18 protein-coding genes are annotated in these 24,864 nt (G+C 42.4%); 9 read left to right on the forward strand and 9 right to left on the reverse strand.

Annotated features, from left to right (window positions below):
* Positions 1 to 138 precede the first annotated feature (138 nt).
* From BN1609_RS03495 to BN1609_RS03510, 4 genes are all read left to right on the forward strand, one after another.
* Positions 139 to 840 carry a carbonic anhydrase family protein gene (locus BN1609_RS03495; protein ID WP_088809228.1) on the forward strand — a complete coding sequence of 234 codons (702 nt, stop codon included), beginning with the start codon at positions 139 to 141 and terminating at the stop codon, positions 838 to 840.
* 59 nt (positions 841 to 899) lie between these two features.
* A complete protein-coding gene (locus tag BN1609_RS03500; protein ID WP_088809227.1) occupies positions 900 to 1,442 on the forward strand; it encodes an HD domain-containing protein in 543 nt (180 codons plus the stop codon).
* 132 nt (positions 1,443 to 1,574) lie between these two features.
* Positions 1,575 to 2,450, forward strand: coding sequence for an ROK family protein (locus BN1609_RS03505; RefSeq protein ID WP_088840527.1), 876 nt, complete (start codon positions 1,575 to 1,577; stop codon positions 2,448 to 2,450).
* A gap of 52 nt (positions 2,451 to 2,502) precedes the next feature.
* The gene (locus BN1609_RS03510; protein ID WP_088809226.1) at positions 2,503 to 3,432 is read left to right on the forward strand and encodes a nitronate monooxygenase; all 930 of its coding nucleotides are present in this window, start codon (positions 2,503 to 2,505) and stop codon (positions 3,430 to 3,432) included.
* Positions 3,433 to 3,658: 226 nt separating this feature from the next.
* Here the strand turns inward: BN1609_RS03510 and BN1609_RS03515 are convergent, their stop codons facing one another.
* From BN1609_RS03515 to BN1609_RS03530, 4 genes are all read right to left on the reverse strand, one after another.
* A complete protein-coding gene (locus BN1609_RS03515) occupies positions 3,659 to 4,234 on the reverse strand; it encodes a histidine phosphatase family protein (protein WP_088809225.1) in 576 nt (191 codons plus the stop codon).
* Between the two features lie 22 nt (positions 4,235 to 4,256).
* Positions 4,257 to 5,108, reverse strand: a complete 852-nt coding sequence (locus BN1609_RS03520; RefSeq protein WP_088809224.1) for an aldo/keto reductase — start codon at positions 5,106 to 5,108, stop codon at positions 4,257 to 4,259.
* Between the two features lie 127 nt (positions 5,109 to 5,235).
* On the reverse strand, positions 5,236 to 6,603 hold the full coding sequence (gene argH, locus BN1609_RS03525; protein ID WP_088809223.1) for an argininosuccinate lyase: 1,368 nt from the start codon (positions 6,601 to 6,603) through the stop codon (positions 5,236 to 5,238).
* A 3-nt stretch (positions 6,604 to 6,606) separates the two neighbouring features.
* Positions 6,607 to 7,821, reverse strand: a complete 1,215-nt coding sequence (locus BN1609_RS03530; protein ID WP_088809222.1) for an argininosuccinate synthase — start codon at positions 7,819 to 7,821, stop codon at positions 6,607 to 6,609.
* 190 nt (positions 7,822 to 8,011) lie between these two features.
* On the opposite strand from BN1609_RS03530, the gene BN1609_RS03535 reads away from it, so the two are divergent.
* From BN1609_RS03535 to nifJ, 3 genes are all read left to right on the forward strand, one after another.
* Positions 8,012 to 9,055 (forward strand): alpha/beta hydrolase, encoded by a 1,044-nt coding sequence (locus BN1609_RS03535; RefSeq protein ID WP_088809221.1) that lies wholly within the window; start codon positions 8,012 to 8,014, stop codon positions 9,053 to 9,055.
* A gap of 188 nt (positions 9,056 to 9,243) precedes the next feature.
* Positions 9,244 to 10,089 carry a hypothetical protein gene (locus BN1609_RS03540; protein WP_088809220.1) on the forward strand — a complete coding sequence of 282 codons (846 nt, stop codon included), beginning with the start codon at positions 9,244 to 9,246 and terminating at the stop codon, positions 10,087 to 10,089.
* Between the two features lie 152 nt (positions 10,090 to 10,241).
* A complete protein-coding gene (nifJ, locus tag BN1609_RS03545; protein ID WP_088840509.1) occupies positions 10,242 to 13,946 on the forward strand; it encodes a pyruvate:ferredoxin (flavodoxin) oxidoreductase in 3,705 nt (1,234 codons plus the stop codon).
* 14 nt (positions 13,947 to 13,960) lie between these two features.
* Here the strand turns inward: nifJ and BN1609_RS03550 are convergent, their stop codons facing one another.
* Positions 13,961 to 14,521 (reverse strand): GNAT family N-acetyltransferase, encoded by a 561-nt coding sequence (locus BN1609_RS03550; RefSeq protein ID WP_088809218.1) that lies wholly within the window; start codon positions 14,519 to 14,521, stop codon positions 13,961 to 13,963.
* Between the two features lie 139 nt (positions 14,522 to 14,660).
* On the opposite strand from BN1609_RS03550, the gene BN1609_RS03555 reads away from it, so the two are divergent.
* Entirely contained in the window at positions 14,661 to 17,024 is a 2,364-nt protein-coding gene (locus tag BN1609_RS03555; RefSeq protein ID WP_088840510.1) for a cation-translocating P-type ATPase, read from the forward strand.
* Positions 17,025 to 17,256: 232 nt separating this feature from the next.
* Here the strand turns inward: BN1609_RS03555 and BN1609_RS03560 are convergent, their stop codons facing one another.
* From BN1609_RS03560 to psiE, 4 genes are all read right to left on the reverse strand, one after another.
* Entirely contained in the window at positions 17,257 to 19,221 is a 1,965-nt protein-coding gene (locus BN1609_RS03560) for a fructose-1,6-bisphosphatase (RefSeq protein ID WP_088809450.1), read from the reverse strand.
* A 106-nt stretch (positions 19,222 to 19,327) separates the two neighbouring features.
* Positions 19,328 to 20,380: a GGDEF domain-containing protein gene (locus tag BN1609_RS03565; RefSeq protein ID WP_088809216.1), complete on the reverse strand. Its 1,053-nt coding sequence runs from the start codon at positions 20,378 to 20,380 to the stop codon at positions 19,328 to 19,330.
* Between the two features lie 82 nt (positions 20,381 to 20,462).
* Positions 20,463 to 21,374 (reverse strand): AEC family transporter, encoded by a 912-nt coding sequence (locus BN1609_RS03570; RefSeq protein ID WP_088840511.1) that lies wholly within the window; start codon positions 21,372 to 21,374, stop codon positions 20,463 to 20,465.
* Between the two features lie 87 nt (positions 21,375 to 21,461).
* Positions 21,462 to 21,872 carry a phosphate-starvation-inducible protein PsiE gene (psiE, locus tag BN1609_RS03575; RefSeq protein WP_088809214.1) on the reverse strand — a complete coding sequence of 137 codons (411 nt, stop codon included), beginning with the start codon at positions 21,870 to 21,872 and terminating at the stop codon, positions 21,462 to 21,464.
* Between the two features lie 221 nt (positions 21,873 to 22,093).
* Between psiE and BN1609_RS03580 the strand changes: the two genes are divergently transcribed.
* On the forward strand, positions 22,094 to 24,739 hold the full coding sequence (locus BN1609_RS03580) for a cation-translocating P-type ATPase (protein ID WP_088840512.1): 2,646 nt from the start codon (positions 22,094 to 22,096) through the stop codon (positions 24,737 to 24,739).
* Positions 24,740 to 24,864 lie beyond the last annotated feature (125 nt).

A 24,864-nucleotide genomic window follows, 5' to 3' on the forward strand; every position in this document is an offset into this window, starting at 1 on the left:
TGCGGTAAAATACCTTTAAAATGACTGCTTTTTACTCAAGTGTATGTCTTTTTTGTGAAAAGTTAGAGCATGCGAATTGTAAATTAGTAAACTTTTTTGCTACAATACTTGTAAGTTCTTTAGAAATGGGGGATATTTATGCCTGCTTATGAGATAAATTGGTCGTACAAAGGCGAAAAAGGACCTGCAAATTGGGGACATATTTGTTCCGATTTTGAAATAGCGCAAACTGGGGAAAAGCAATCGCCAATTAATATTCAGACAGAAGAAGTTCAAAGCGTAGAAGGAAATCCAATTGATTTTCACTACACAAATACAAATTTCACAATGAAACGTGTTGAAAATTCCGTGCATCTTTTTCCGCACGAAGATAATCAATATGTGACATTCCGTGATGATAAATATACGCTCCAAGCTTTCCATGCGCACATGCCAAGTGAGCACCATTTAGACGGAGAAAGCTACCCAATTGAGTGGCACTTCGTTCATGAAAATGCGCGCGGTGAGAAATTGGTTATTGGGGCTTTTATGGAAGTTGGCACGAACATTTCCATCGATTTAACGAACGTCAGACGTGCTTTTCCAGAAGTTTTCAAGGAATTTGGCGTCGAGCGTGAGCTGACACTAAATGTTGACGACTTTTTACCAGAAGAAAAAGCCTTTTTCTCTTATGAAGGGTCGCTAACTACGCCGCCAACTGTGGAAGGGATTACGTGGATTGTGCTTAAAAACAGACGTGTATTTGGGCACGTGGCGCATAAGGCACTGGAAAAAGTAATCGGTGGCACAAACCGCCCGATTCAAGAATTAAACGGACGCAAAATTACGTTTCATAAATAAAAGGGTAAGACGCAGCAATCGCTCGCGTCTTATTTAGTACAGAATGAGGATGATGACAGATGTATGAAAAAGCTGTAAAAATGGCTAGAGAAGCTCATGAAGGACAAAAACGTAAAATTACTGGTGAAAAGTACTTTTCGCACCCACTAAACGTTGCGCGCATTTTGCGTCAGGCTCAGCTGCCTGAATACGTTGTCGTTGCTGGGCTTCTTCATGATGCAGCCGAAGACACGGCGCTTACGATAGCGGATATTGAACGAGAATTCGGGGGAAAGGTAGCTAGACTTGTTGCGGCTCATACGGAGGATAAATCGCTTTCTTGGGAAAATCGGAAAAGTCATACCATTCATGTCGTCGAAACAGGCGACCTAGAGGTGAAATCCTTAATTGTTGCCGATAAATTAGATAATCTAACCTCAATTAAATATGCCCTTAGCTCTGAAGGAAATCAAGTGTGGACGTATTTTAAACGTGGTTACAGCGAGCAGAAATGGTATTATATGAGTGTTGCGGAAGTGATGTATAACGGAATTTCAAAAGATGAAGCACCAGCTTTTTTTGCCCAATATGATCGGCTCGTAAAAACGGTTTTTCGGCGGTAATTTTTAAATTAAATTATCTGACTTTTTGGGTACAAAGAATCTAAAACGCTAATTTTCTAAAAATAATCTTGTGTTTTTAGAAAAATGAGGTAAGATGTATTTGAAAACGTTTTACATAGGAGGAAATGAATGATGGTTTTTGGAGCGATTGAAGCAGGTGGTACAAAATTTGTTGTTGCGGTTGGCGATGAAAAAGGTCGAATTATTAAACGAGAAACTTACAAAACAACGGAACCCGCAGAAACGATGCAACAAGTGATTCAATTTTTCAAACAATATGAAAGCGATTTAAAAGCAATTGGTGTCGGCTCGTTTGGTCCTATTGACATTCGGAAAGACAGCGCAACTTACGGTTACATCACGCATACGCCAAAACTTGCTTGGCGAAACTACAATATTATTGGGGCGCTTAAAGCGGAGTTTAGTGTACCGATGGGCTTTACAACCGACGTAAACGCGGCGGCACTTGGTGAAGTGACACTTGGCGCGGCGAAAGGATTAAGCAGTTGTATTTATGTGACAATCGGCACTGGAATCGGCGGGGGAGCAGTCGTTCGCGGCGAAATTTTAGAAGGATTTTCGCACCCGGAAATGGGGCATATCATGGTAAAACGCCATAAACACGACCGTTTCACAGGAATTTGTCCCTCACACGATGACTGTTTGGAAGGACTCGCGGCAGGTGGTGCTATTGAAAAACGTTGGGGGCAAAAAAGCGTCTTGCTTGCTGAGAACGAAGAAGTCTGGAACCTAGAAGCGCATTATTTGGCGCAGGCTGTTATGAATTACAGTTTAATTCTTTCGCCTGAGCGAATTATTTTAGGTGGCGGCGTCATGAAACAGCGCCAATTGTTCCCACTTGTACGTCAAAAGCTCAAAGGCCTCATGAATCAATACGTGCAACTACCAGCGCTTGATGAGTATATCGTTCCGCCGCTTTTAGAAGATGATGCGGGCATTACGGGCTGTGTGATTTTAGCCGTTCAAACGTACGAAAGAGAGTTTTAAAGCGACCATATTTTTGGTATAATGTGAGCAAACACACATTTGGAGGATTACTATGTCAATTACAACTTTACTGGGAATTAAATACCCCATCATTCAAGGTGCGATGGCGCAAATTGCGAAGGCACCCCTAGTTTCTGCCGTATCAAACGCCGGCGGGCTTGGCATCATTGCGTCTGGCGGAATGAGCGCGGATGATTTGCGGGTTGAAATTCAGAAAACGAAGGCGCTCACGGATAAGCCATTTGGCGTTAATTTAATGCTAATGATGGAAAATATTCAGGAACTTACGGACGTCTTAATTGAAGAGGACGTTAAAATAATTACAACAGGCGCTGGCACACCAAAAAGTTTCATGCCGATTTGGAAAGAAGCGGGCATAATTGTGATGCCAGTTGTGCCGTCTGTCATGATTGCTAAAAGGATGGCGAAGCTTGGAGCGGATGCGATTATTGCGGAAGGCACGGAAGCTGGTGGGCATGTCGGCGAAACGACGACGATGGCCTTGTTACCGCAAATTGTAGATGCTGTCGATATCCCCGTTGTCGGGGCTGGTGGCGTTGCAGACGGGCGGGGAATTGCGGCTTGTTTTGCGCTTGGCGCAGAAGGCGTTCAGGTTGGGACCCGCTTTTTAGCCACAGATGAATGCCCTGTACATCCTAACTTCAAAGCTGCGATGTTAAAGGCAAGTGATCGCGATACGACGGTCACGGGTAGAAAAGCGGGCGCGCCTGTGCGTTCGATTAAAAACAAAATGATTAAAGAATACTTGCGTTTGGAAGAAGAAAATGTTGACCGCGATGCCCTAGAAGCATTGACGCTTGGCTCGCTAAGAAAAGCGGTTTTAGAAGGCGACACGGAAAACGGTTCCATCATGGCCGGTCAAATTACGGGTATGATAACGGATATTAAACCGTGCGCGGAAGTCATTCAAGATATGATGCGCGAGGCAAAACGTGTTGCGGGGAATTTGGTGGTTGAATAAAAGAAGAGAGCCAGAGGAGGCTCTCTTCAGAGTGATGACAAACGGCGATCTTCGTCGTTAAAACCTCCGTTCCGCTCCTCACGTACTCGAGTACGTTCCGGTGCGGTACTCGGTTTTGCCTAGAATCTCACCATTTGTCATCACTCTGATTTTGCGTGGTACGTTTTGTTTGGTGTGAATTTAAAGCTCTTCTACAAGCTGAAGAGAGCCCCGTGGCTCTCTTCTTTTATATGGAAGTGAAATCATGTTCAATAATCTCTTCTAAAATAAATTGATTTTGGTGATACTGGTATTTGAACAAAGAGCAGTTTTGTATTTTGGCTTTCTTTTTAACGGGGCTGGTATGTTCCCAGTGACGATAAAAGTTGGCTATTGCGGCGCCGTGTGAGACGATTAAAATGTTGCCTTCGCGGCTGTTTTTTGTGATGTCTGTAATGGTCTTTGTGATTCTTTCTTCTACTTCTATTTGTGATTCACCGCCAAACTGGATGAAAAAATCTTGATAGGGAAGAGGTGGATTTAAATGTTCGCCCTCTCCTTCGTAAGTTCCAAAATTCCATTCACGTAAACCTTTTACACGCTTATAAGGGATGTCTGTCAGTAGTTCAAGGGTATCACAGGCTCTTTCAGACGTTGAAGAATAAGCCTCATCCAAAATAATATTATTACGTTCTATATGGGTACGCGCTATTTTTGCTTGTTTAATACCTATTGGTGTTAGCGGGGAGTCGCAAAAACCTTGAATTTTATGCTGTGCATTAAAAAGTGTTTGACCGTGACGCATTAAATATACAGTTTTCATTTACGAATCCTCATTTCTGCTATTAAATACCTTCAATTTCTCGTGTCGCCATCCATTTAATCATAGATGGATCTGCATGTGAGAAAAATTGGCTTTCACCGATGTTCATTGTTGCAATGGCTTCTTTATCTTCCTCCGTTAGTGAGAAATCAAACACATCGATATTTTCCATCATACGTTCTAATTTTACTGATTTAGCTAGCACAATGATATCTTGTTCGACTAGCCAGCGGACAATAATTTGCGCGGTGCTTTTTCCGTATTTTCCCCCAATTTTTGTTAAAACGGGATGATTGAAAATATCATTTTTACCTTCAGCAAAGGGTGCCCATGCTTCGGCGGCAATTCCTTCTTCTTGGAGGGCATGAATGTTTTTTGTTTGCTGCTGGAAAGGGTTAATTTCAATTTGATTGACTTGAGGTGTGACCGCATTGAATTCAGCTAAATCGACGGCGCGTTCTACTGCAAAATTAGAAACTCCAATCGCTTTTACTTGACCGTTTTTCTGTAATTCTTCCATTGCCCGCCAAGCGCCGTAAATATCGTTATAAGGTTGATGAATGAGTAATAAATCAACGTAATTAAGGCTCAGACGCTCTAACGATTCTTGGTAGGATTTCATAACACCGTCATAACTAACATTATGAACCCAAATTTTTGTTGTCACAAATAATTCTTCACGAGGGATTCCAGAAGCGGCAATTCCTTGACCAACTTCTTGTTCGTTTAGATAACTTTGCGCTGTGTCGATATGTCTGTAGCCAGCTTTAATTGCGTTTTTAACGGCTTCGGCAGTTTCTTCTTTTGGAATTTGATATACACCAAATCCTAAAATTGGGATTTCAATCCCGTTGTTTAGTTGGATGTTTTTCATGTTATATTCCTCCTCCATTTTTACATTCTTAGTATAAATGTTGGAGTGGACTCTAAGGCAAGTTATATGATTTTTAAAACAAAATTTATGCTTGTTTTTTTGTATGTCCGAGACTCGCTATTCGTTATTATTTTTCTTTCGCTCGTTCTATCGCTTGTCGCACCGAATCGAAACCAGTTCCGCCGTAAGAGGTGCGTTTTTCTACAGCCGTTTTCGAGGCTAGACTTTCATATATATCCGCTTCAATAAGAGGCGAGACGGCCTTGTAATCTGCGAGTGAGATATCTTGCAGGAAAATTCCTTTTTTCGTGCAGTCTAAAACGAGTTTTCCAACGATTTCATGCGCTTCTCTGAAAGGCACGCCTTTTTTAGCTAAATAATCGGCGAGTTCGGTCGCGTTTGAGAAATCTTTTTCGGTCGCTGTTTGCATGCCTTTTTCGTTTACGCTCATCGTATCAATCATTCCGGCGAAGATGGCTAAACTGTTCGTCACCGTTTCCACTGTATCAAACATGCCTTCTTTGTCTTCTTGAAGGTCTTTATTATAGGCGAGAGGGAGGCTTTTCATGACTGTAAGAAGCGAAAATAAATTCCCGTAGACTCGTCCCGTTTTCCCCCGAATAAGCTCTGCCATGTCTGGGTTTTTCTTTTGAGGCATGATAGAACTGCCGGTTGAAAAAGCATCGGTTAGTGTGACAAATTGAAACTCGTGGCTCGTCCATAAAATAAGCTCTTCGCAAAAACGCGAGAGATGCATCATTAAAATTGCCGAATGGCTTAAAAACTCGATAATGTAATCGCGGTCGCTTACGGCATCCAAACTGTTTTCATAGACGTTCTCAAATTCCAGTAGCTCTGCGCTGTATTGGCGATCAATTGGAAAAGTTGTGCCAGCAAGCGCGGCGGCTCCGAGCGGTGAATAGTCGATGCGCGTTAGATTTTCTTGAAAGCGCTCCGTGTCACGCGAAAACATATCATGATAGGCGAGCAAGTGATGGGCGAACGAAATCGGCTGCGCGTGCTGCAAATGCGTATAGCCGGGCATAATCGTCTCCACATGCGCCTCTGCTTTTTGGATTAACACGAGTTTTAAATGTTTAAGCGCCTTTAAAATGTCGTTTACCGCGCGTTTTAAGTACAAATGCATATCCGTTGCCACTTGATCGTTGCGACTTCTCGCCGTGTGCAGCTTGCCTGCTGTCGCACCAATTTCGCCGTGCAGTAATTTTTCCAAATTTAAATGGATATCTTCATTTTGCGTTGTAAACTGAAGTTTTCCTTGCTGCAATTTATGTCGCAGTGACTCCAAACCAGAAATAATCAATTTGGCGTCGTCTGCTGGCAAAATCCCAGTCTTACCAAGCATCTTTACATGCGCCAAGCTACCTGTAATATCCTCGTCCGCGAGTTTTTGGTCGAACGAAATCGATGCACCAAACGCATCAATCCAGTCTTCGCTCACGCCTTCAAAGCGGCCGCCCCAAAGTTTTTCCATTCGTCACACCTCGCTTATCGCGGTTTTTTGTGCATTCACTTCTGCGTTCACTTTAGTTGGCAGACCGAACAGCTTAATAAAACCAACTGCAGCCTCCTGATCAAAAGTATCTGCCGAGGTATACGTGGCCAAGTTTTCATCATAAAGGGAATTAGGTGACTTTCTTCCTTCTACAATGGCATGCCCTTTGTAAAGTTTTAGGCGGATAACGCCGTTTACGTACTGCTGTGTCGTTTTTAGGAAGCTGATCAGTGCCTCTGTGAGCGGCGAATACCAAAGCCCGTTATAAATGGTTTCGCTGATTTTTTGCTCAATAAGCGGTTTGAAATGCGCCATTTCGCGAACGAAAGTCAAGTCTTCAAGCGCTTTATGTGCGGTGATTAGCGTCACGGCACCAGGGCATTCATACACTTCGCGTGATTTAATGCCGACTAAGCGATTTTCGATATGATCGATGCGTCCGATTCCGTGCTTGCCGGCAATTTGGTTCAGCGCAAGAATTAAATCCGCGAGCCCCATTTCTTCATCGTTTAGCGCGATTGGCACGCCAGATTTAAACGCAATCTCAATGAATTCCGGCGCATCGGGCGCGTTTTCAAGTGAGGCAGTTAGGTCATATGCTGCTTCAGGTGGGGCTGTCCACGGGTTTTCTAAGACACCGCATTCATTGCTTCTGCCCCATAAATTTTGATCAACAGAAAACGGGTTGTCTAAGTCAATTGGAATCGGAATCCCGTTTTCTTTTGCATAGGCAATTTCTTCTTCGCGCGACCATTTCCAGTCACGAACGGGCGCAACGACTTTTAAATGCGGGGCTAGGGCATGGATTGCGACTTCAAAACGGACTTGGTCATTGCCTTTCCCCGTACAGCCATGCGCGATGGCAGAAGCCCCTTCTTTTTCGGCGATTTCAACAAGTTTTTTCGCGATTAAAGGTCTTGAAAGTGCCGAAACAAGCGGGTATTCCCCTTCGTAGTAGGCATGGGCTTGAAGCGCCACCAACGCAAATTCTTTCGCAAACTCATCTTTTGCGTCCACCGTGTAAGAGGCAGAAGCCCCAACTTCTAAAGCTTTTTCTTTAATAAAATCGAGGTTTTTCCCTTCCCCAACGTCTAGACAGCAAGCAATGACATCATAATTTGAATGAACGAGCCACTTGATTGCTACAGAAGTGTCCAAACCACCAGAATAAGCCAAAATAATTTTTTCCTTCACCATTTTAACAGCCCCTTTATTTATAAATATACATTTTGTTTAATATATATTACCATTGATTATGTATTTTTACAACAAAAAATTAATTTTTATTCATTCAGGTGTTTAAAAATCCACGTTGCGTTATAATTGGTTAACTGAAATAAACCTGATATACTTAGAAAGTAAATTACTGATTAGGAGATGAGCGCAATTGAAAAATACGTTGAAATGGATAGGCATCCTTGCTTTCGGCATTATTTTATTACCGCTTCTTGCTGTTTTATTTATCTATAAAAAAGCAGTTGGGAAACGCGATTACGATCCAAAAGTTTTGGATAATTTAGAAGAAGCTGCGCAAGATTACGTGAAAAAGAAGGCGCCACTTTCTGATGTGGATTCTCGTTATAAATACATTCGTCTTGCTGAAAAAGCGATTCCAGCAGCCAAACAAATTGAAATTGGCGACACGGAAGATAAAAAAATTGATGGACCAGGTGGGAAAATTCCACTGCGAATTTATACGCCACAAGAAGAAGGTCCATACGATATTATCATTTATTTCCACGGTGGTGGATTTATTACCGGTGGTCTGCAAACGCACGATACAATTGCTCGTAAACTTGTTCAAAAAACAGGCGCACGCGTTGTATCGGTAGATTATCGTTTGGCACCAGAAAATCCTTTCCCAGCAGCTATTGAAGATGCTTACGCGACACTTCTTTGGGCGGCTAGCCATAAGACGAGCTTGCGAAACAAAACAGGGCAACTCATTGTGGCCGGCGATAGCACAGGCGCAAACATTGCGGCAGTTGTAGCCCAGCTTGCTAAAGCGAAAGGACAGCCAGAAATCAGCAAGCAAATTTTACTTTATCCGGCTACGGATATCTTTAGTCGTGATGCTTCTGTTTTATACCCATCGATGGATGAATTTAGTGAGGGGTATGTACTTACGAAAGAATCGCTCGACAAGTATTTTAAACTATACTTACGGAATGCGACTGACCGGAAATATGATCCGCTTGTAGCGCCAATTCGTAGCAAAGATTTAAGCGGCTTGGCGAAAACATTCCTCGTGACGGCGGAGTACGACCCGCTTCGTGACCAAGGTGAGGCTTACGCCAAAAAATTAAAAGACGCTGGCGTACCAGTTTTCGCCAAACGTCTTGAAAAAGTTCCGCATGATTTCATGAACACGGAAACTGCTGCGGCAGAAGAAACATACGAATTAATTCAAGAGTTTTTGGAAGAAAAATAAACATGACGAACGACCTGCTATTTATATGCGGGTCGTTTTTTTGTTTGCCAAGAGTTCAATAAAGTGTCGAAAATATACACAAAAACTCACTATTTAATTGAAATATCTAGAATTATTCACAAAAATGTCGAAATTATACTTATTTCTGTTTGGTATAATAAAAGTAAATAGAAAAGGGAGAGGGTAAAATGAAAAATAATATAGCTGGTTTGTTAGATTCGAATGTAAATGAGGTTGTTACAGAAGAGATGTTAATTAAAGAAAATTTGCTTAGGTTTACAGATATATCAATTCAACTAAGCAACATTTCTTATTTGTTTTCGGGAAAGAAGAAGTTTAAAATACCTATTGTTATGATTATCTTTATACTCATTTCATTAATTTTACTTTTTACAGTTCCTATCGTAGGCGTTATTCTAACGGGTATTTCAGCTTTTTATGTGTGGACTATATATAATAATTATACAAGTAGCAAGCAGTACCTAACTTTATACTTGAATTCAGGACAGGTTTATCAAATCCACTTTAATAGCCGAGAATTTTTAGAGCAAGTGCGAGATGCAGTTGAATTTGCTTTTAATAATAATAATGCTTATTACGATATCAATATTGAGAAGCAGACCATTGAAAATGGAGATAAATATTCTATAACGAGTAAACATGCAAATATAAATTCGCACAATAAAAATAGCTTCAATGATTCATCTGTTAATGTGAAAGATACACATGGAAGTACAATTCAAGGTGCGATAAGTGGAAATGACAATAGAACTTCAAATACTATAAATAAAGAGACAAGTTATAATTGGAAAGAGATTCAAGCGGAATTAAAAAAAGTGATTGAGGCAATTAAAATTGATTCGGAAGTTAAAAAGGCTAGTCTGGAAGCTTTAAAAGCAGCAAACCAACAAAATGAAAAAGAATTTGTTGCTGTTGTGAAAAATAATAAGACGGTCTTTTTATCTGAGTTATTCCAAAATATTGTTAGCCAATCTTTGGCTCAAGTCATAACATATACAATGGGGATACGTTAAAATAAAAAAGAGCAAACTACGAAATTTAAGTTTGCTCTTTTTTAGCTATTCATTTTAAAAACAGGAAAAAATGCCAATTGAGCCTTGGGCTAAACTGGTGTACAATGATATGATAAAGTTTGAACAAAAAATTAGAGACTGGAAGTGCAATCATGCGAAAACAAAAAACAATGGACGGAAACACAGCTGCGGCCTATGTTTCCTATGCGTTTACTGAAGTTGCCGCAATCTATCCAATCACGCCAAGCTCAACAATGGCAGAGCTCGTAGACGAGTGGTCATCTGCTGGTAAGCAAAACTTATTTGGGGAAAAAGTAAAAGTAGTTGAAATGCAATCAGAAGCAGGAGCGGCCGGAACCGTTCACGGCTCATTACGCGCCGGAGCTTTAACTAGTACGTATACGGCTTCGCAAGGGCTTTTACTGATGATTCCAAACATGTATAAAATAGCTGGTGAATTACTGCCAACTGTCTTCCATGTTTCCGCGCGAACGATTTCCGCTGCATCGCTGAACATTTTCGGGGACCATAGCGATGTCATGGCGGCCAGACAAACCGGCTTTGCAATGCTCGCAGAAGGCTCCGTGCAGGAAGTCATGGACTTATCAGCAGTCGCGCACCTCGCCACATTAAAAGGTCGCCTGCCATTTATGAACTTTTTCGACGGCTTCAGAACGAGCCACGAACTACAAAAAATCGAAGTGCTCGAATACGAAGAACTAAAAGCACTTTTGGACGAAAGTTCCCTCGCCGAATTTCGCGAACGAGCAATGTCACCCAATCGTCCTACAACGTCTGGATCCAACCAAAACCCAGATATTTTCTTCCAGCAACGTGAAACCGTCAATCAGTATTACGAGAAAATTCCTACAATCGTACGTGATTATATGAACGAAATTAACGCGCTACGTGGAACGAATTATGATTTGGTCAATTATTACGGAGACGAAGAAGCGACGGACGTTATCGTTTCGATGGGCTCTGTAACACCAGTTGTGGAACAAGTTATCGATCAGCTCATGCGGGAAGGGAAGAAAGTCGGACTGCTAAATATTCGGCTGTATCGACCATTTCCAGCGGATGTTTTTTTAGAAAAAATGCCAAAAACAGTCGAACGTGTCGCAGTGCTTGATAGAACGAAGGAGCCAGGCGCTTCTGGTGAGCCGTTGTTACTAGACGTTCAAAGCGCGCTTTACGATGCGAAAGCTCGGCCGCTCGTCATTGGTGGGCGTTACGGTTTAGGTTCAAAAGATGTTACCCCAGACCAGATACTGGGCGTTTATTCGCACCTAAAAAGTGAGGCACCAAAACCACGGTTCACAATTGGGATTTTCGATGATGTGACGCATTTGTCGCTGCCGGCAATTGGAACGAAGGATTTGACGAATGAAAACACGTTCCAATGTAAATTTTTCGGATTTGGTTCTGATGGGACGGTTGGCGCGAATAAAGCGGCAATTAAAATCATTGGTGATAAGACGGATTTAAACGTGCAAGGCTATTTTTCCTACGACTCGAAAAAATCAGGTGGCTTGACCATCTCACATCTTCGGTTCGGCGAAAATAAAATTCGTTCGGCATATTTAATTTCCAAGCCGAATTTTGTTTCCTGCTCGTCGGCGTCTTACGTGAGCCAGTACGATTTACTTGATGGCTTAAAACCAGGCGGCACTTTCTTATTAAATACCGTTTGGGAAGGCGAACAACTTGAGCGGCATTTACCTGCCAAAATGAAGCGCTACATGGCGGAAAATGATATCCAATTCTATACGATAAATGCCATTAAAATCGCGGCGAATGCCGGGCTTGGACGTCGTATGAATACGGTCATGCAAACGGCCTTCTTTAAACTGACGAACATCTTGCCATTTGATGTGGCTTTCAGCGAACTGAAAGAATCGGCCATTCGCACCTACGGGAAAAAAGATATGGCGGTTGCAGAAAAAAATATTTGTGCCATGGACGACACGCTTACGCATTTAACCAAAGTAGAAATCCCTGCTTCTTGGAAAGCAGAAACTGAACAGCCTGCGCCTAGATATGCTGATAAACCGGCTTATGTGAAGCACATTTTAGAGCCCGTAAACCGTCTAGAAGGTGATTCGCTGTCGGTCGGTACGCTGATTGCAAACGGCATGGTGGACGGCAGCTACCCGCAAGGTACGGCGGCTTACGAGAAACGCGGTGTGGCGCTTGAAGTACCCGAATGGGTTTCAGAAAACTGCACGATGTGTAATGAATGTGCCTTCGTTTGTCCGCACGCGGCTATTCGCCCAGTTCTTGTGAATGAAGCGGAAAAAGAGGCGGCTCCGGCTGGATTTTTAACACGCGAAATGCGCGGCAAAGACGGTTTGAATTACCGCATTCAAGTGTCGCCAATGGATTGCACGGGCTGCAATTTGTGCGCGCACGCTTGCCCAGCGAAAGATAAGGCACTTGTTATGAAGCCATTTGAAGAAATGACGGAAAAAGAAGCAGGCAATTGGGACTTCGCGATGACAGTTTCACCGAAGAAAAACCCTGGCAAAAAAGAAACGCTTCCAGGCAGCCAATTTGAACAGCCGCTACTTGAATTTTCAGGGGCATGTGCGGGTTGTGGTGAAACGCCTTATGTGAAGCTCCTGACGCAATTGTTTGGCGACCGTATGATGATTGCCAATGCGACAGGCTGCTCATCCATTTGGGGGGCATCAGCACCGGCGACGCCGTACACGGTGAACGCTGACGGGCACGGCCCCGCATGGGCAAATTCGTTGCTTGAAGATAATGCGGAATACGGATTTGGTATGCATCTCGCGAACAAGACGATGCGGGAGGCGCTCTTGCACGACGTTCTCGGAGTCCTCAAACAAGATACGCTTTCGGACAATCTCCGTTTGGCGCTCACAGAATGGCGGGACGGCATGCATGAAAGCGAAGGGACGCGAGAACGCGCGGAAAACCTACAACTGGCCCTTCTAGCAGAAATGAATGGTCAAAGAGAGCTTGAGTCGCTTTACGCCAAACGCGATTTATTCATAAAAAGATCGCAGTGGATGGTCGGCGGAGATGGCTGGGCTTATGATATCGGCTTTGGTGGTATCGATCACGTGCTTGCGTCTGGCGAAAATGTGAATATGCTCGTGATGGACAACGAAGTTTACTCGAATACGGGCGGGCAGTCGTCTAAGGCGACACCAATGTCGGCGCTCGCGAAATTTGCTAGTTCTGGAAAGCGTATGGGGAAAAAGGACCTCGGTTTTATGGCGATGAGTTACGGTAATGTGTATGTGGCTCAAGTGGCCATGGGGGCAAACAAAAAGCAACTTATCAAAGCTTTCCTTGAAGCAGAGCAATTTGATGGACCATCGCTCATCATCGCATATACGCCTTGTATCACTCACGGGATTTCAGCGGGCATGAAAACGATGCTAACGGAAACGGATATGGCGGTTTCATGCGGCTACTGGAATTTATATCGCTACAATCCAGAGCTCGTTGAAAAAGGACAAAATCCGATGGTGATGGACTTTAAAAAACCAGATTTCGATCAGTTTTATGACTTTTTAAAACGTGAAACGCGATTTTCGGCGCTTTATAAGGCGAATCCAGACACAGCGCTTTCCATCTCGAATGCCACAAAGGAAGATGCACTGCGCCGCTTTAAGCGCTATGCAAACATGGCTGGGCTAGATACGGATAAGATTTTCGGCAAAAAAGAGGGCGAAGTAAAGAAAGAATCAAGCGCGGACGAACGCGCGGCTAGGAAACTTGCACGTGAAGCTGCTCGTTCTGAGGCACCAGTCGACCCTGAACGTGAAGCAAGACGACTAGCAAGAGAAGCGCGTAAAAAGGCGAAAATGGAGCAAGGAGAATAATAAAAAAGAGACCGCTATGAGCGGTCCTTTTTTGTTGCGATATAAAAGACAAGTGGGATTTTTTCGCCAGATTCGCTCAGGTCGAAATCGTTTAGGTCGTCGTTTCGCACAAAGTCGAGGCGTTCTAAAAGGCGAATGCTCGCGGTGTTGTGCGGGTTTGTGACCGCATATAATTGTTTAAAGCGGATGACATTAAAAGCATAATCCATCACAACAGTTAAAACTTCGGTCATGATTTTCTGCTTCCAAAATGCTGGTAGAAGTTCGTAACCGACGTCAGCCGATTCTTCTTCCAAACTAATATTCCACAAACAAATCGTCCCTAAAAAGGTGTGCGTTTTTTTATCTTCAATCACCCAATAAACCGATTTATTTTGAGCAATATTCGTTTTTATTTTTTTTATAAAAGTTTTCGTATCCTCCAAAGATTTATCGAGCGGAATGCCCGTATATTTCGCGACTATAGCACTGCTCTTCAGCTCGAAAAGTGGCTGTATATCGGCATCTGTTAAAGCCCGCAAAATAAAGCGCTCTGTGAGTAAAACGGGGAATGGATTAAAATAAATTGGGTTCATATTTTCATCTCCTGTTTCGAATTAGTTAAAATATACCCTAAAAAAAGGGTCTTAGTTACGAAATTGTCACATTTTGTAAGTAAAATAAATGGATAGATTGCCGTCTTTCTGATATTTTTAAAGAAGAAAAGGGTATAAGATGAGAAAGGATGTGACGGATTTGGAAACAAACGAGCAAATAAACCATAGAAAAATAGATCCTCACGCCGGGTTAACCCTAGATGAAGTAAATGAGCGTGTTTTAGATGGACGAAAAAATAATCCCTTAAAACCGATGACTAGAAGTATTAAACGCATTTTTGCTGACAATACACTGACGCTTTTTAACTTAATCAATGTGACCATTGCGTGCTTTATTATTTACACAGGCAGTTATAAAAATCTCCTATTTCTAGGCGTTGCGCTCTGCAATACGGCGATGGGGATTTTTCAAGAAATTCGGGCTAAAAGGCAAGTAGATAAACTGACGATTTTGACGCAAGCCAAAGTAAAAGTTGTGCGTAGCGGCGTGGAAAATCTCGTCGAGCAGCCTGATTTAGTGCAAGACGACGTGATGGTACTAGCAGCGGGCGACCAAGTTTGCGCCGACGGAATTGTACTTGAAACAACTGGTCTTGAAGTAGATGAATCGCAACTTACGGGCGAAGCCGATGCCGTTCGAAAGACCGAAAACGATGAAATTATGTCCGGTAGCTTTATCATTAGCGGGCGCGCATACGTTCAGGCGACGGCAATTGGTGCGGAAAGCTTCATCTCCAAATTGTCACTGGAAGCGAAACAAGAAAAAACCGTTTATAGTGAGTTGCTTCGTTCGATTAAAACCATCATCAAAATTTTAACATTCATTATTATTCCGCTTGGACTAATTTTGTTTTTCTCACAACTCTCAAAAAGTGGCGATATAAATGCCTCTATTTTAGGCACCGCCGCCGCAATGATTGGCATGATTCCAGAAGGTCTCGTCCTATTAACTTCCATTGCGCTTGCAGTTGGCGTCATCAATTTGGCAAAGCATCGCGTTTTAGTGAAAACAATGCCTGCCATTGAAACGCTTGCGCGGGTAGATGTCCTTTGCCTCGACAAAACGGGGACCATTACAAACGGAAACCTAAATGTTACCGATGTTTTACCTGAACACAATTATACGGTAGCAGAAATGGATGAAGCCATCGCGGCAATTGTATATGCTTTAAACGATAACAATGCGACAAGCCTCGCACTCCAAAAAGCTTTTCCAAACAATCCGGGCTGGCAAGCCACAGAGAAAATCCCGTTTTCCTCCGATAGAAAATGGAGCGGTGCTACGTTCGGCCATCGCGGCACGTACATCATCGGAGCGCCAGAATTTGTCTTTCGGGAGATGCACCCGAAACACGCTGAAAAAGTGACAGCTTTTGCGGAAAAAGGATACCGCGTTTTATGTTTGGCTAAAAAGGCAGGCAGTTTCCAGGCGGAACCTACTGATTTGCAACTTGTTGGACATGTTTTAGTTGCCGATGAACTTCGGAATGAAGCGCGCGATACGTTTCGCTATTTTAAAGAACAGGGCGTATCCATTCGTGTGATTTCAGGTGATAATCCAGTCACCGTTTCAAACGTTGCGATGCAAGCTGAAATTGAAAATGGCGACCGCTTTATTGATATGAGCCGAGTAGGCGAAGGGGCTGATTTCGCGGAGCTCGTGCGGGAATTTACGGTTTTTGGCCGGGTGACGCCGCATCAGAAGAAACAGCTCATCTTAGCTTTCCAAAGCGAAGGACATACGGTAGCCATGACGGGTGACGGAGTAAATGATGTGCTTGCCCTTAAAGAATCGAATTGTAGTATCGCGATGGCAGAAGGTAGCGATGCAACAACGAGTGTCGCCGATTTTGTGCTATTAGATAATAATTTTGATTCCATGATTCACGTGCTAAAAGAAGGGCGCCGAGTGATTAATAACATTGAACGAGTGGCATCGCTTTATCTAATTAAAACGATTTATTCGGTTATTTTGACCATCATCTTCACGTTCGTCAACAGCAAATACCCGTTTCAGCCCATTCAGCTTAGCCCGATTTCATCGCTAACAGTCGGTATTCCGTCCTTTTTCTTAGCGATTAAGCCGAATTACAAACGTATTCAAGGTGAATTTTTAAAGAAAGTCTTGCACAATGCTTTCCCAGCCGCATTTGCTGTAGTAACGTATATCATCGTTACCATGCTACTCGGGCAACTTGTTCACCTTACATTTGAACAAACTTCGACGATTAATGTTCTTTTAACCGGAGCTGTATGTTTCACTACATTAATTACAGTTGCGAAGCCATTTGATTTTAAAATTAAAGTATTGATTAGACTCTTGATGACAGCATTCGTTTGCCTGTTCTTATTCGCAGGACAATTCTTCTCACTTGCACCAATTTGGAATGTGAGCATGGCAATGATTTATGTACCACTCCTCATTAGCGTGTACCCATACTTCCATTTTATTCGAGCCTTTATGTTACGATTTTTCAAATAAAAAAAACGCGTCCGGAAAAAGACGCGTTTTTGTTTATCTAAAATCTGTGGGTATTTTAGATAAAAAGGGATGTATGAATAGATAATCTTTTTATAAAAAGGACTAACTACTCTTATCATTATAATAGATTTTTCAAAAGATGCACCTAAAATTTTTAGGTTTTACAGTTTAAAAGTCCGTTAAGTATTGATAATATTAGGTTTTTCAAATTGTGAAAGTTTTATGACGAAATTTAAAAGGCACCTCGTTCGTGTAAATGCCCCTTGCGATACGCTTCTAATAGACATTTTAAATCATTTGCTTGTTGCTTTAAATCTTTCCCAATATCCGTATCTGAAACACGCTTTCGCTTCGTTTCCGTTTCAATGACTTTCCGCGTTGATAAAATATCCGTTTCCTTTTGAATGGCCTCCTCAGTTGTCGTAAATGGCTGATGGCGCACAAGTTGTAAGCCATAGCTATTGTATAAAAGTGTATAACCAGCAAGCCCAGTTGTTTTGTGATACGCTTTTGAAAATCCGCCGTCGATCACAATCATTTTGCCGTTCGCTTTAATCGGACTTTCGCCGCGACCTTCCTTAACCGGCGTATGGCCGTTAATAATGTGCCCCGCATCCGCGTCAAGCCCAAATTCACGCAAAATTTGTTTGCAAATCGCTTCGTCATTCCGCTGCTTATAATATGGATTTTTTTCTTCCAAATGCGTTTCTTTATCCGCCACAAAATAACGCTCAAACGTTGTCATTTCACTTTTGCCAAACAAAGAAGAAACCGCCCCAGTCCACAAATACCAAACCACATCTAACGCATATTTTTTTTCTTTATGATGAAAAGGGAGAAAGTAAGCTTCACGCGCTAAATGTTCAAACTGGACGAACAAGTCTTTTCCGGCGTATTTTTTCCCCTTAAGAGTAAGAGCCATGAAGCGACCGTCTTTTTCGAGCGGAATGCAGCCGTGATAAAGCAGGTTGCCGTTGTAAGTCAGAAACATGCTACCTTTCGCGTATAAAAACTGCACGTGCTCTTGCAAACGCTCACAGTTGCGAAACGAGGCGACAAGCTTCCGGACGATGTCTTGCTCCGCTTCCGTCAGGGCGTAAGGATTTTGTGCATCAATTGTCGGGAAATGGCTGTCTAAAAGGGGATATTCCTTTCCTTTCAAGCGAACCGTCCCGCGGTCAAAATCAATCAACTCCAAAATCCGCCTAGACTCCATCGCAAATTCAGGGTGGCGTGCGATAATCGGTCCTTCAAGTTTAAACTGAATAATCGAAATGGCCTTGTGCATTCTAGCAATTTGCGCAATCTCGGCGTGACTAAACTCATTTTCGCCTTCGTTTTTAGGCTGAAAAGCCGTACAAGAATCAGTCCCATAAATTTCATCAGCAAACAAAGCGAGCGGGCGAAGCGAAATCCCGTAACTATCCTCTAAAATATCCAAATTTAAATAACGCGCTGAAATCCGCACCACATTGGCCAAGCAAACCTCCGAACCAGACGCCGCCCCCATCCAGAGCATATCATGATTGCCCCACTGGAAATCAAGCGAATGATAGTCCATCAGCGCATCCAAAATTTTATCCGGATAAGGCCCGCGGTCATAAACATCACCGACCACATGCAAATGGTCCACAACAAGCCGCTGAATCAGCTTGGAGAGCGCCACAATAAATTCCCGCGCCCGGTCTAACGCAATGATGCTTTGAATAATTTCCGCATAATAAAGCTCCTTATCGTCCCCGTCATAATTTTCATGCAACAGCTCCTCCAATATGTAAGCAAAATCCGCCGGCATCGCCTTCCGCACCTTCGACCGCGTGTACTTGGAAGACACATACTGACACAGTTCAATTAACTTAAAGAGCGTTTCTTTGTAGAAAAAATTAGGGTCCTCCTGTTCCGCTAAAAGCAAATCTAATTTCTGCTCCGGGTAATAAACAAGTGTCGCAAGCCGCCCAGTTTCCTCCTCCGAAAGTTCCGGAAACACATCGCGAATTTTCCGTTTGACGACCCCAGAACCATTTCGTAAAACTTGCAAAAACGCGCTATATTCGCCGTGAATATCACTTAAAAAATGCTCCGTCCCTTTTGGCAAATTTAAAATTGCTTCCAAATTAATGATTTCCGTAGCCGTTTTCGCAATTGTTGGATAGCTTTTCGCCAGTAAATTTAAATATTTCAAATTAGCCGGTTCCAAAAACATCAACCTCCCAAAATTGGTATACATCGTAATGTTGCTATTATATCTTTTAATCAATTTTATATCAATGAATTGGGTTCGGGTGTGTTTTGATTGGTATATATCAAAATTTATTCGCTTTATCTTTATACAAGGCTTTATCTGCAATCCGGTAAAGTTTTTCCAGAGAATCGGCCGCAAAAGAATTAACGTAGCCAACAGACGTTGAAAAATGAATAAACTCATCATTCGGCAGTTCAACTTGAATGGTGGCCATCTCTTTTTTTAGCTGTCTTGTTACGTTTTCAGGATTAAACAGGGCATCGCTCGCAACGATTACTGCGAATTCATCGCCGCCAAGTCGGTAGGCGTGACGTGGATAAAGTTCATCAAGCTTTTCCGCGAATAGCTTCAGCGCCAAGTCACCAATATCGTGACCATACACATCATTAATTTTCTTAAAATGATTAATATCCAGCAAAAATAAATAGAATTTTTTATGCCCAAAAAGGCTTTCCAATTTTGTTGTAAACATATAGCGATTCTCAATTTTGGTTAAAAAATCGATTTTTGATGTGCGTTCAAAAAAGTTCATTTTCTTCCCGAGCGCTGTAAGATCCGTGACGATGTAGAAATACGTAAAAACACCGAGCAAAATATAAATCATAATTTCAATGATGACTTGGAAACTAATTTGCGGCGCAATAAGCAGTCCGCTCACGACTAAAGGAACGATGGTGATGGAAAAAATAATATAAAGCTGCACGAAATTAGTTTTCTTTCGTATCAAAGGGGCCGCAATTAGTTGGGCGATACCTATGCCTAGGTAGACGAACATGAAGATGACGGCAATCTCGCTTTCCCCAAAAAGAAGGCGTTCAAAAGAAGTAAACATCGACGTTAAAAATGCGGATACGCCACCGAAATAATAGGCGTTTAGCAAAATGAACACCCAAATTAAGTTTAGTGTTCTGGAACCTTCGACGATGATGGAGAAATTCATTAGGATAAAGCCAAAAAGGCCCCCGAAGAGGCTTGAAATAATGCGAATCGACCATGTGGGCGCTCCCTCAAACTGGAATTTCATGAGACGTGCAAGTAGAAAATAAGCAAATACGACTACGGATACATTGGCAAAAGCATAACTCACAACTTTAGAAATGTTCCAAATATCCATTCCATCACCTCCACTTCTTCATCTTAGGGGAGATAGATTTTCACGTCAATTGAAGTGACCTCAGACGGGGTGGCGCGAAAAATTATCCGACAAATTGAATAAGGGCTAACACAATTGGCAGTGTGATAATGCTTAGGACGGTACTAATGAATGTGGCGCTTGAAACTAAATCAGGTTTCGTATCAAATTGTACAGCCATTAACGTTGTATTCGCAGCAGTTGGCATCGCCGCAAGCAAAATCATAATTTGCTTCGTCATCGTGTCGACAGGCAGGAATAAGGTCAAAAGAAAAGCGATAACAGGCGAAAGTAGCAAGCGAATAGAAAGCGCAAAGCCAACTTTTAAAAGCTCAATTCGGCGGAACGAAATAACCGCAAGCTGCATGCCAAGAACAATCATAATCGTTGGAATAGCCGCATTACCTACTAAATCGATACAGGTTAAAAGGGGGTCTGGAAGCGTAATATGAGCAAGCTGCAAAAAAAGACCGATGAGCGCCCCGTATGCAATCGGCATGCGCACAACGCGCTTTAGCACGATTTTATAACTGCTTACGTCAGCACTTCCTTTCGCCGCATAATAAATCCCAATTGTACTCATGGCGAGCTGTTGCAGAACCATTAAAATAACAGCAATATGTAATCCAGTAGCTCCAAAAACAAGCAGCACAACAGGCGTGCCGTAATTTCCGTTGTTCATAAAGGCACTAGCTAAAATAAGCGCACAGCGGTCGCGTACCGAATAGCCCATTATTTTTGAGAGAATTGTGACAATGAGAATTAAAGCGAGGCAAAGCACAAAAATATAAACTGCTAAATAGGCATAATCAATAGTAATAGGATTTTTATAAAAGGTGCCTAATGCTAAAAATGGCGACATCAAATAAAGTGTCAATTTGGATAGATTTGGAATGTCGAAATGAAGGAGCTTTTGCCCAATAAAACCGATTGCGAAAATTCCGAATACGGGCAGCAAAATAAGGATAAATGACATGTACAACGCTTCTTTCTATGTATAAATTAAATGGCGCCTAACGTATACGCTTTGCAAGTTAGGCGCCTAGTTCAAAACATGAGTGTTTTATTCGCGTTTTAATAATTTTGTATTGGCGAGATAAAGTGCCCCAACAAGTAGCAAAATGGCACCTGCTAAAATAAACGTCGCGAAAGCGTCTGAGTGATCAACGATAATAAGGCGGACAATCGCCGTAATACCAATGTAAATAAAATAACGCAGTGGAAAATGGTAGCCCGTTTGAAAATATTTAATAATTAGCGCGATGAATTCAAAATAGAGGAAGAAAACTAAAACATCTTCCATTATTTCGTAATAAGCAGAACTTGAATGGGATGAAAAAAGATTGGTGAAAATGAGCCAAGCTTCGCTAATCAGAAACGCGACGAGCGTTAAGCCAACGAAAATTAGACATAAATTCAGCATGGCTTGCAGAAAAATAGGTACATAACGGTTTATTTTTTCTAAAATTTTCATAGCGCACCTCCTCTTTTAGTGTATCAAATGCGGTGCCGCTTGACTAGTTCGTAGTGAGTCGCTTGTTTTCGCATTTTGTCACGCCTCTTCATTTCTTGTATGCTTTAAACCCTAACATTTTGGGTAAATAATGTTAAGATTTTGTAAATCGTAATAAAGTTTACGTGTCGTCCTGTTATACTTAAAAGGTATTGTTATTTTGGAAGGAGCTGTTTTTACCTGTGGAATTTTACCGAGAAACAACGGAAACAACATTAAAAGCACTAGACGCAACAGACAAAGGCTTAACAAATTCTTCCGTTTTGGAACGCCAAGCCAAATATGGGCTAAATGAATTGAAACAGAAGGAAAAAGATCCACTTTGGAAACTTTTTTTAGAAACGTTTAAGGATCCGATGGTCATCGTGCTAGTTGCGGCGGCATTAGTCCAACTTGTTTTGGGCGAAATTATGGAATCTGTCATTATTTTTGTCGTTTTAATTGTCAATTCTATTATTAGTGTTGTACAAACTAGAAAAGCGGAAAGCTCGCTTGATGCGCTGCGTGAAATGTCTGCCCCCTCAGCAAAAGTTATTCGCGATGGTGAAAAACAGACGATTCACGCAAATGAATTGGTCCCAGGCGACATCGTGTTACTAGATGCAGGGGATTTTGTTCCAGCAGATGGCAGATTGCTTGAAAGCGGAACGCTAAAAGTCGATGAAGGCATGCTGACGGGCGAATCAGAAACCGTTGAAAAAGCAGTTGCTGTCATCGAGGAAGAAGTCGGCTTAGGAGACCGTATTAATATGGTTTTCAGCGGCTCACTCGTTACATATGGACGTGGTTTGTTTGTCGTGACAGGAACAGCTGGGCAAACCGAAATCGGAAAAATTGCCGGTTTACTAGAAACGGCCGAAGCGAAACAAACACCACTTCAACAAAAATTAGAAAGTTTTAGTAAAAAACTAGGTTTTGCGATTTTAGCGCTTTGTATTCTGATCTTCGCTGTAGAAGCTTCACGCGTCTTTTTTGGCGGAAGCGATGGCGTCGATTTAACGCAAGCGATTTTAAATGCCTTCATGTTTGCGGTAGCGGTGGCAGTTGCTGCCATTCCAGAGGCGCTTTCATCGATTGTCACGATTGTGCTTGCGGTTGGGACGAACAAAATGGCAAAGCAACATGCGATTATTCGGAAGCTGCCTGCTGTTGAGACGCTAGGTTCGACCAGTGTGATTTGTACGGATAAAACGGGTACGCTTACGCAAAATAAAATGACCGTCGTCGATTATTATTTACCTGATGGCACAAAAGAGAACTTTCCTGACTCGCCTGAAAACTGGACGGAAGGGGAGCGCCGTCTTATTCACATCGCCGTTCTATGTAATGACTCAAATATCAATGAAGAGGGCATGGAATTAGGTGATCCGACAGAAGTCGCTTTAATTGCGTTCAGCAATAAGAAAAATAAAAATTACAATGAAATCCGCGAAGCCTTTATTCGCGAAGGAGAAATTCCGTTTGATTCGGACCGAAAATTAATGTCAACGGTGCACACGTTTGGCGACCATAAAGCGATGCTTACAAAAGGTGGCCCGGATGTGATGTTTAGCCGTGCAAAATACGTGTTTAAAGACGGCGAGGAAGTTGAAATCACGGACGAAATTTTAACGGAGTTGCAAAATGTTAATGAGGAATTTTCCAATCAAGCTTTACGCGTGCTAGCATACGGCTACAAGCGTTTAGCGCCTGAACAAGTGGACATTTCGCTTGAAGATGAGTATGACATCGTGTTAGTCGGCTTAACGGCGATGATTGATCCACCACGTGAAGCGGTTTATGGCTCGATTGAGGAAGCGAAAAAAGCAGGCATCCGCACGGTCATGATAACTGGTGACCATAAAACAACTGCCCAAGCCATTGGGCGTGACATCGGTTTAATGGACGAAACGGATTTTGCAGTTACCGGGCAAGAACTCGATGCTATGAGTGAGCAAGAATTGGAAGGAAAGCTGGAACATATTGCGGTTTATGCGCGCGTTTCGCCGGAAAATAAAATCCGCATTGTGAAAGCTTGGCAGAAGAAAAACAAAATTACCGCGATGACTGGCGACGGGGTGAATGATGCGCCGGCACTTAAACAAGCGGATATTGGTGTGGCGATGGGAAGCGGAACGGATGTCGCAAAAGATGCTTCTGCGATGATTTTAACCGATGACAATTTTGTCTCTATTGTAGATGCGGTAAGCGTTGGGCGAACTGTTTTTGACAATATTAAAAAAGCTATTGGCTACTTGTTTGCAGGGAATCTAGGCGCGATTATTGCCATTTTATTTGCGCTTATTGTAGACTGGATTAATCCTTTTACCGCGCTACAGCTCTTGTTTATCAATTTGGTCAATGACTCACTTCCAGCGATTGCGCTTGGAATGGAAAAACCTGAGCCAGATGTGATGAAACGGAAGCCGCGTAACATTGATGAAGGCATTTTTGCAGGTGGGACTATGCGTGCGGTTGTTACAAGAGGGACGTTAATTGGGGTGGCTGTTATCATTTCGCAATTTATTGGGCTGGGAGATAGTCCTGAAATGAGTGTTGCCATGGCTTTTACAACTTTAATTTTAGCAAGGACGCTTCAAACGTTTGCAGCACGTTCAAATACACAGACGGCTTTCGGGGCGGGATTTTTCAGCAATAAATATGTATTATTAGCGGTTTTAACGTGCTTTGTCCTCTACATCGTTACGGTGTTACCGGGTGCGCGTGAAATTTTCTCTATTCCGGAGAGCTTCGGCTGGAGTGAATGGGTTGTAGCAGCAGGTTTAGCACTTCTTTCTGTTATTTTAATGGAAGTTGTTAAGCTTATAGCAAACAAAATAAGCAAATAATCTTTTCGTAGCAATCGGGGGCGCAGAACCAGATTGCTACTTTTTTACTTAAAATGCGTATATTTCGCACATCTTCAATGTGAACGTTCATGAAAATGTCACAGATTTTCTTTAGCTTTCGTGAT

Source organism: Listeria sp. ILCC797 (assembly GCF_900186185.1).
Taxonomy (GTDB): domain Bacteria; phylum Bacillota; class Bacilli; order Lactobacillales; family Listeriaceae; genus Listeria; species Listeria goaensis.

Bases quoted from the DNA above. Each gene is read 5' to 3' on its own strand.
- psiE (WP_088809214.1), bottom strand. From the start codon at position 21,872: ATGAAAATTTTAGAAAAAATAAACCGTTATGTACCTATTTTTCTGCAA.
- BN1609_RS03550 (WP_088809218.1), bottom strand. From the start codon at position 14,521: ATGAACCCAATTTATTTTAATCCATTCCCCGTTTTACTCACAGAGCGC.
- BN1609_RS03565 (WP_088809216.1), bottom strand. From the start codon at position 20,380: ATGGATATTTGGAACATTTCTAAAGTTGTGAGTTATGCTTTTGCCAAT.
- BN1609_RS03495 (WP_088809228.1), top strand. From the start codon at position 139: ATGCCTGCTTATGAGATAAATTGGTCGTACAAAGGCGAAAAAGGACCT.
- BN1609_RS03500 (WP_088809227.1), top strand. From the start codon at position 900: ATGTATGAAAAAGCTGTAAAAATGGCTAGAGAAGCTCATGAAGGACAA.
- BN1609_RS03555 (WP_088840510.1), top strand. From the start codon at position 14,661: ATGAGAAAGGATGTGACGGATTTGGAAACAAACGAGCAAATAAACCAT.
- BN1609_RS03515 (WP_088809225.1), bottom strand. From the start codon at position 4,234: ATGAAAACTGTATATTTAATGCGTCACGGTCAAACACTTTTTAATGCA.
- BN1609_RS03505 (WP_088840527.1), top strand. From the start codon at position 1,575: ATGGTTTTTGGAGCGATTGAAGCAGGTGGTACAAAATTTGTTGTTGCG.
- argH (WP_088809223.1), bottom strand. From the start codon at position 6,603: ATGGAAAAACTTTGGGGCGGCCGCTTTGAAGGCGTGAGCGAAGACTGG.
- BN1609_RS03520 (WP_088809224.1), bottom strand. From the start codon at position 5,108: ATGAAAAACATCCAACTAAACAACGGGATTGAAATCCCAATTTTAGGA.
- nifJ (WP_088840509.1), top strand. From the start codon at position 10,242: ATGCGAAAACAAAAAACAATGGACGGAAACACAGCTGCGGCCTATGTT.
- BN1609_RS03510 (WP_088809226.1), top strand. From the start codon at position 2,503: ATGTCAATTACAACTTTACTGGGAATTAAATACCCCATCATTCAAGGT.
- BN1609_RS03540 (WP_088809220.1), top strand. From the start codon at position 9,244: ATGAAAAATAATATAGCTGGTTTGTTAGATTCGAATGTAAATGAGGTT.
- BN1609_RS03570 (WP_088840511.1), bottom strand. From the start codon at position 21,374: ATGTCATTTATCCTTATTTTGCTGCCCGTATTCGGAATTTTCGCAATC.
- BN1609_RS03530 (WP_088809222.1), bottom strand. From the start codon at position 7,821: ATGGTGAAGGAAAAAATTATTTTGGCTTATTCTGGTGGTTTGGACACT.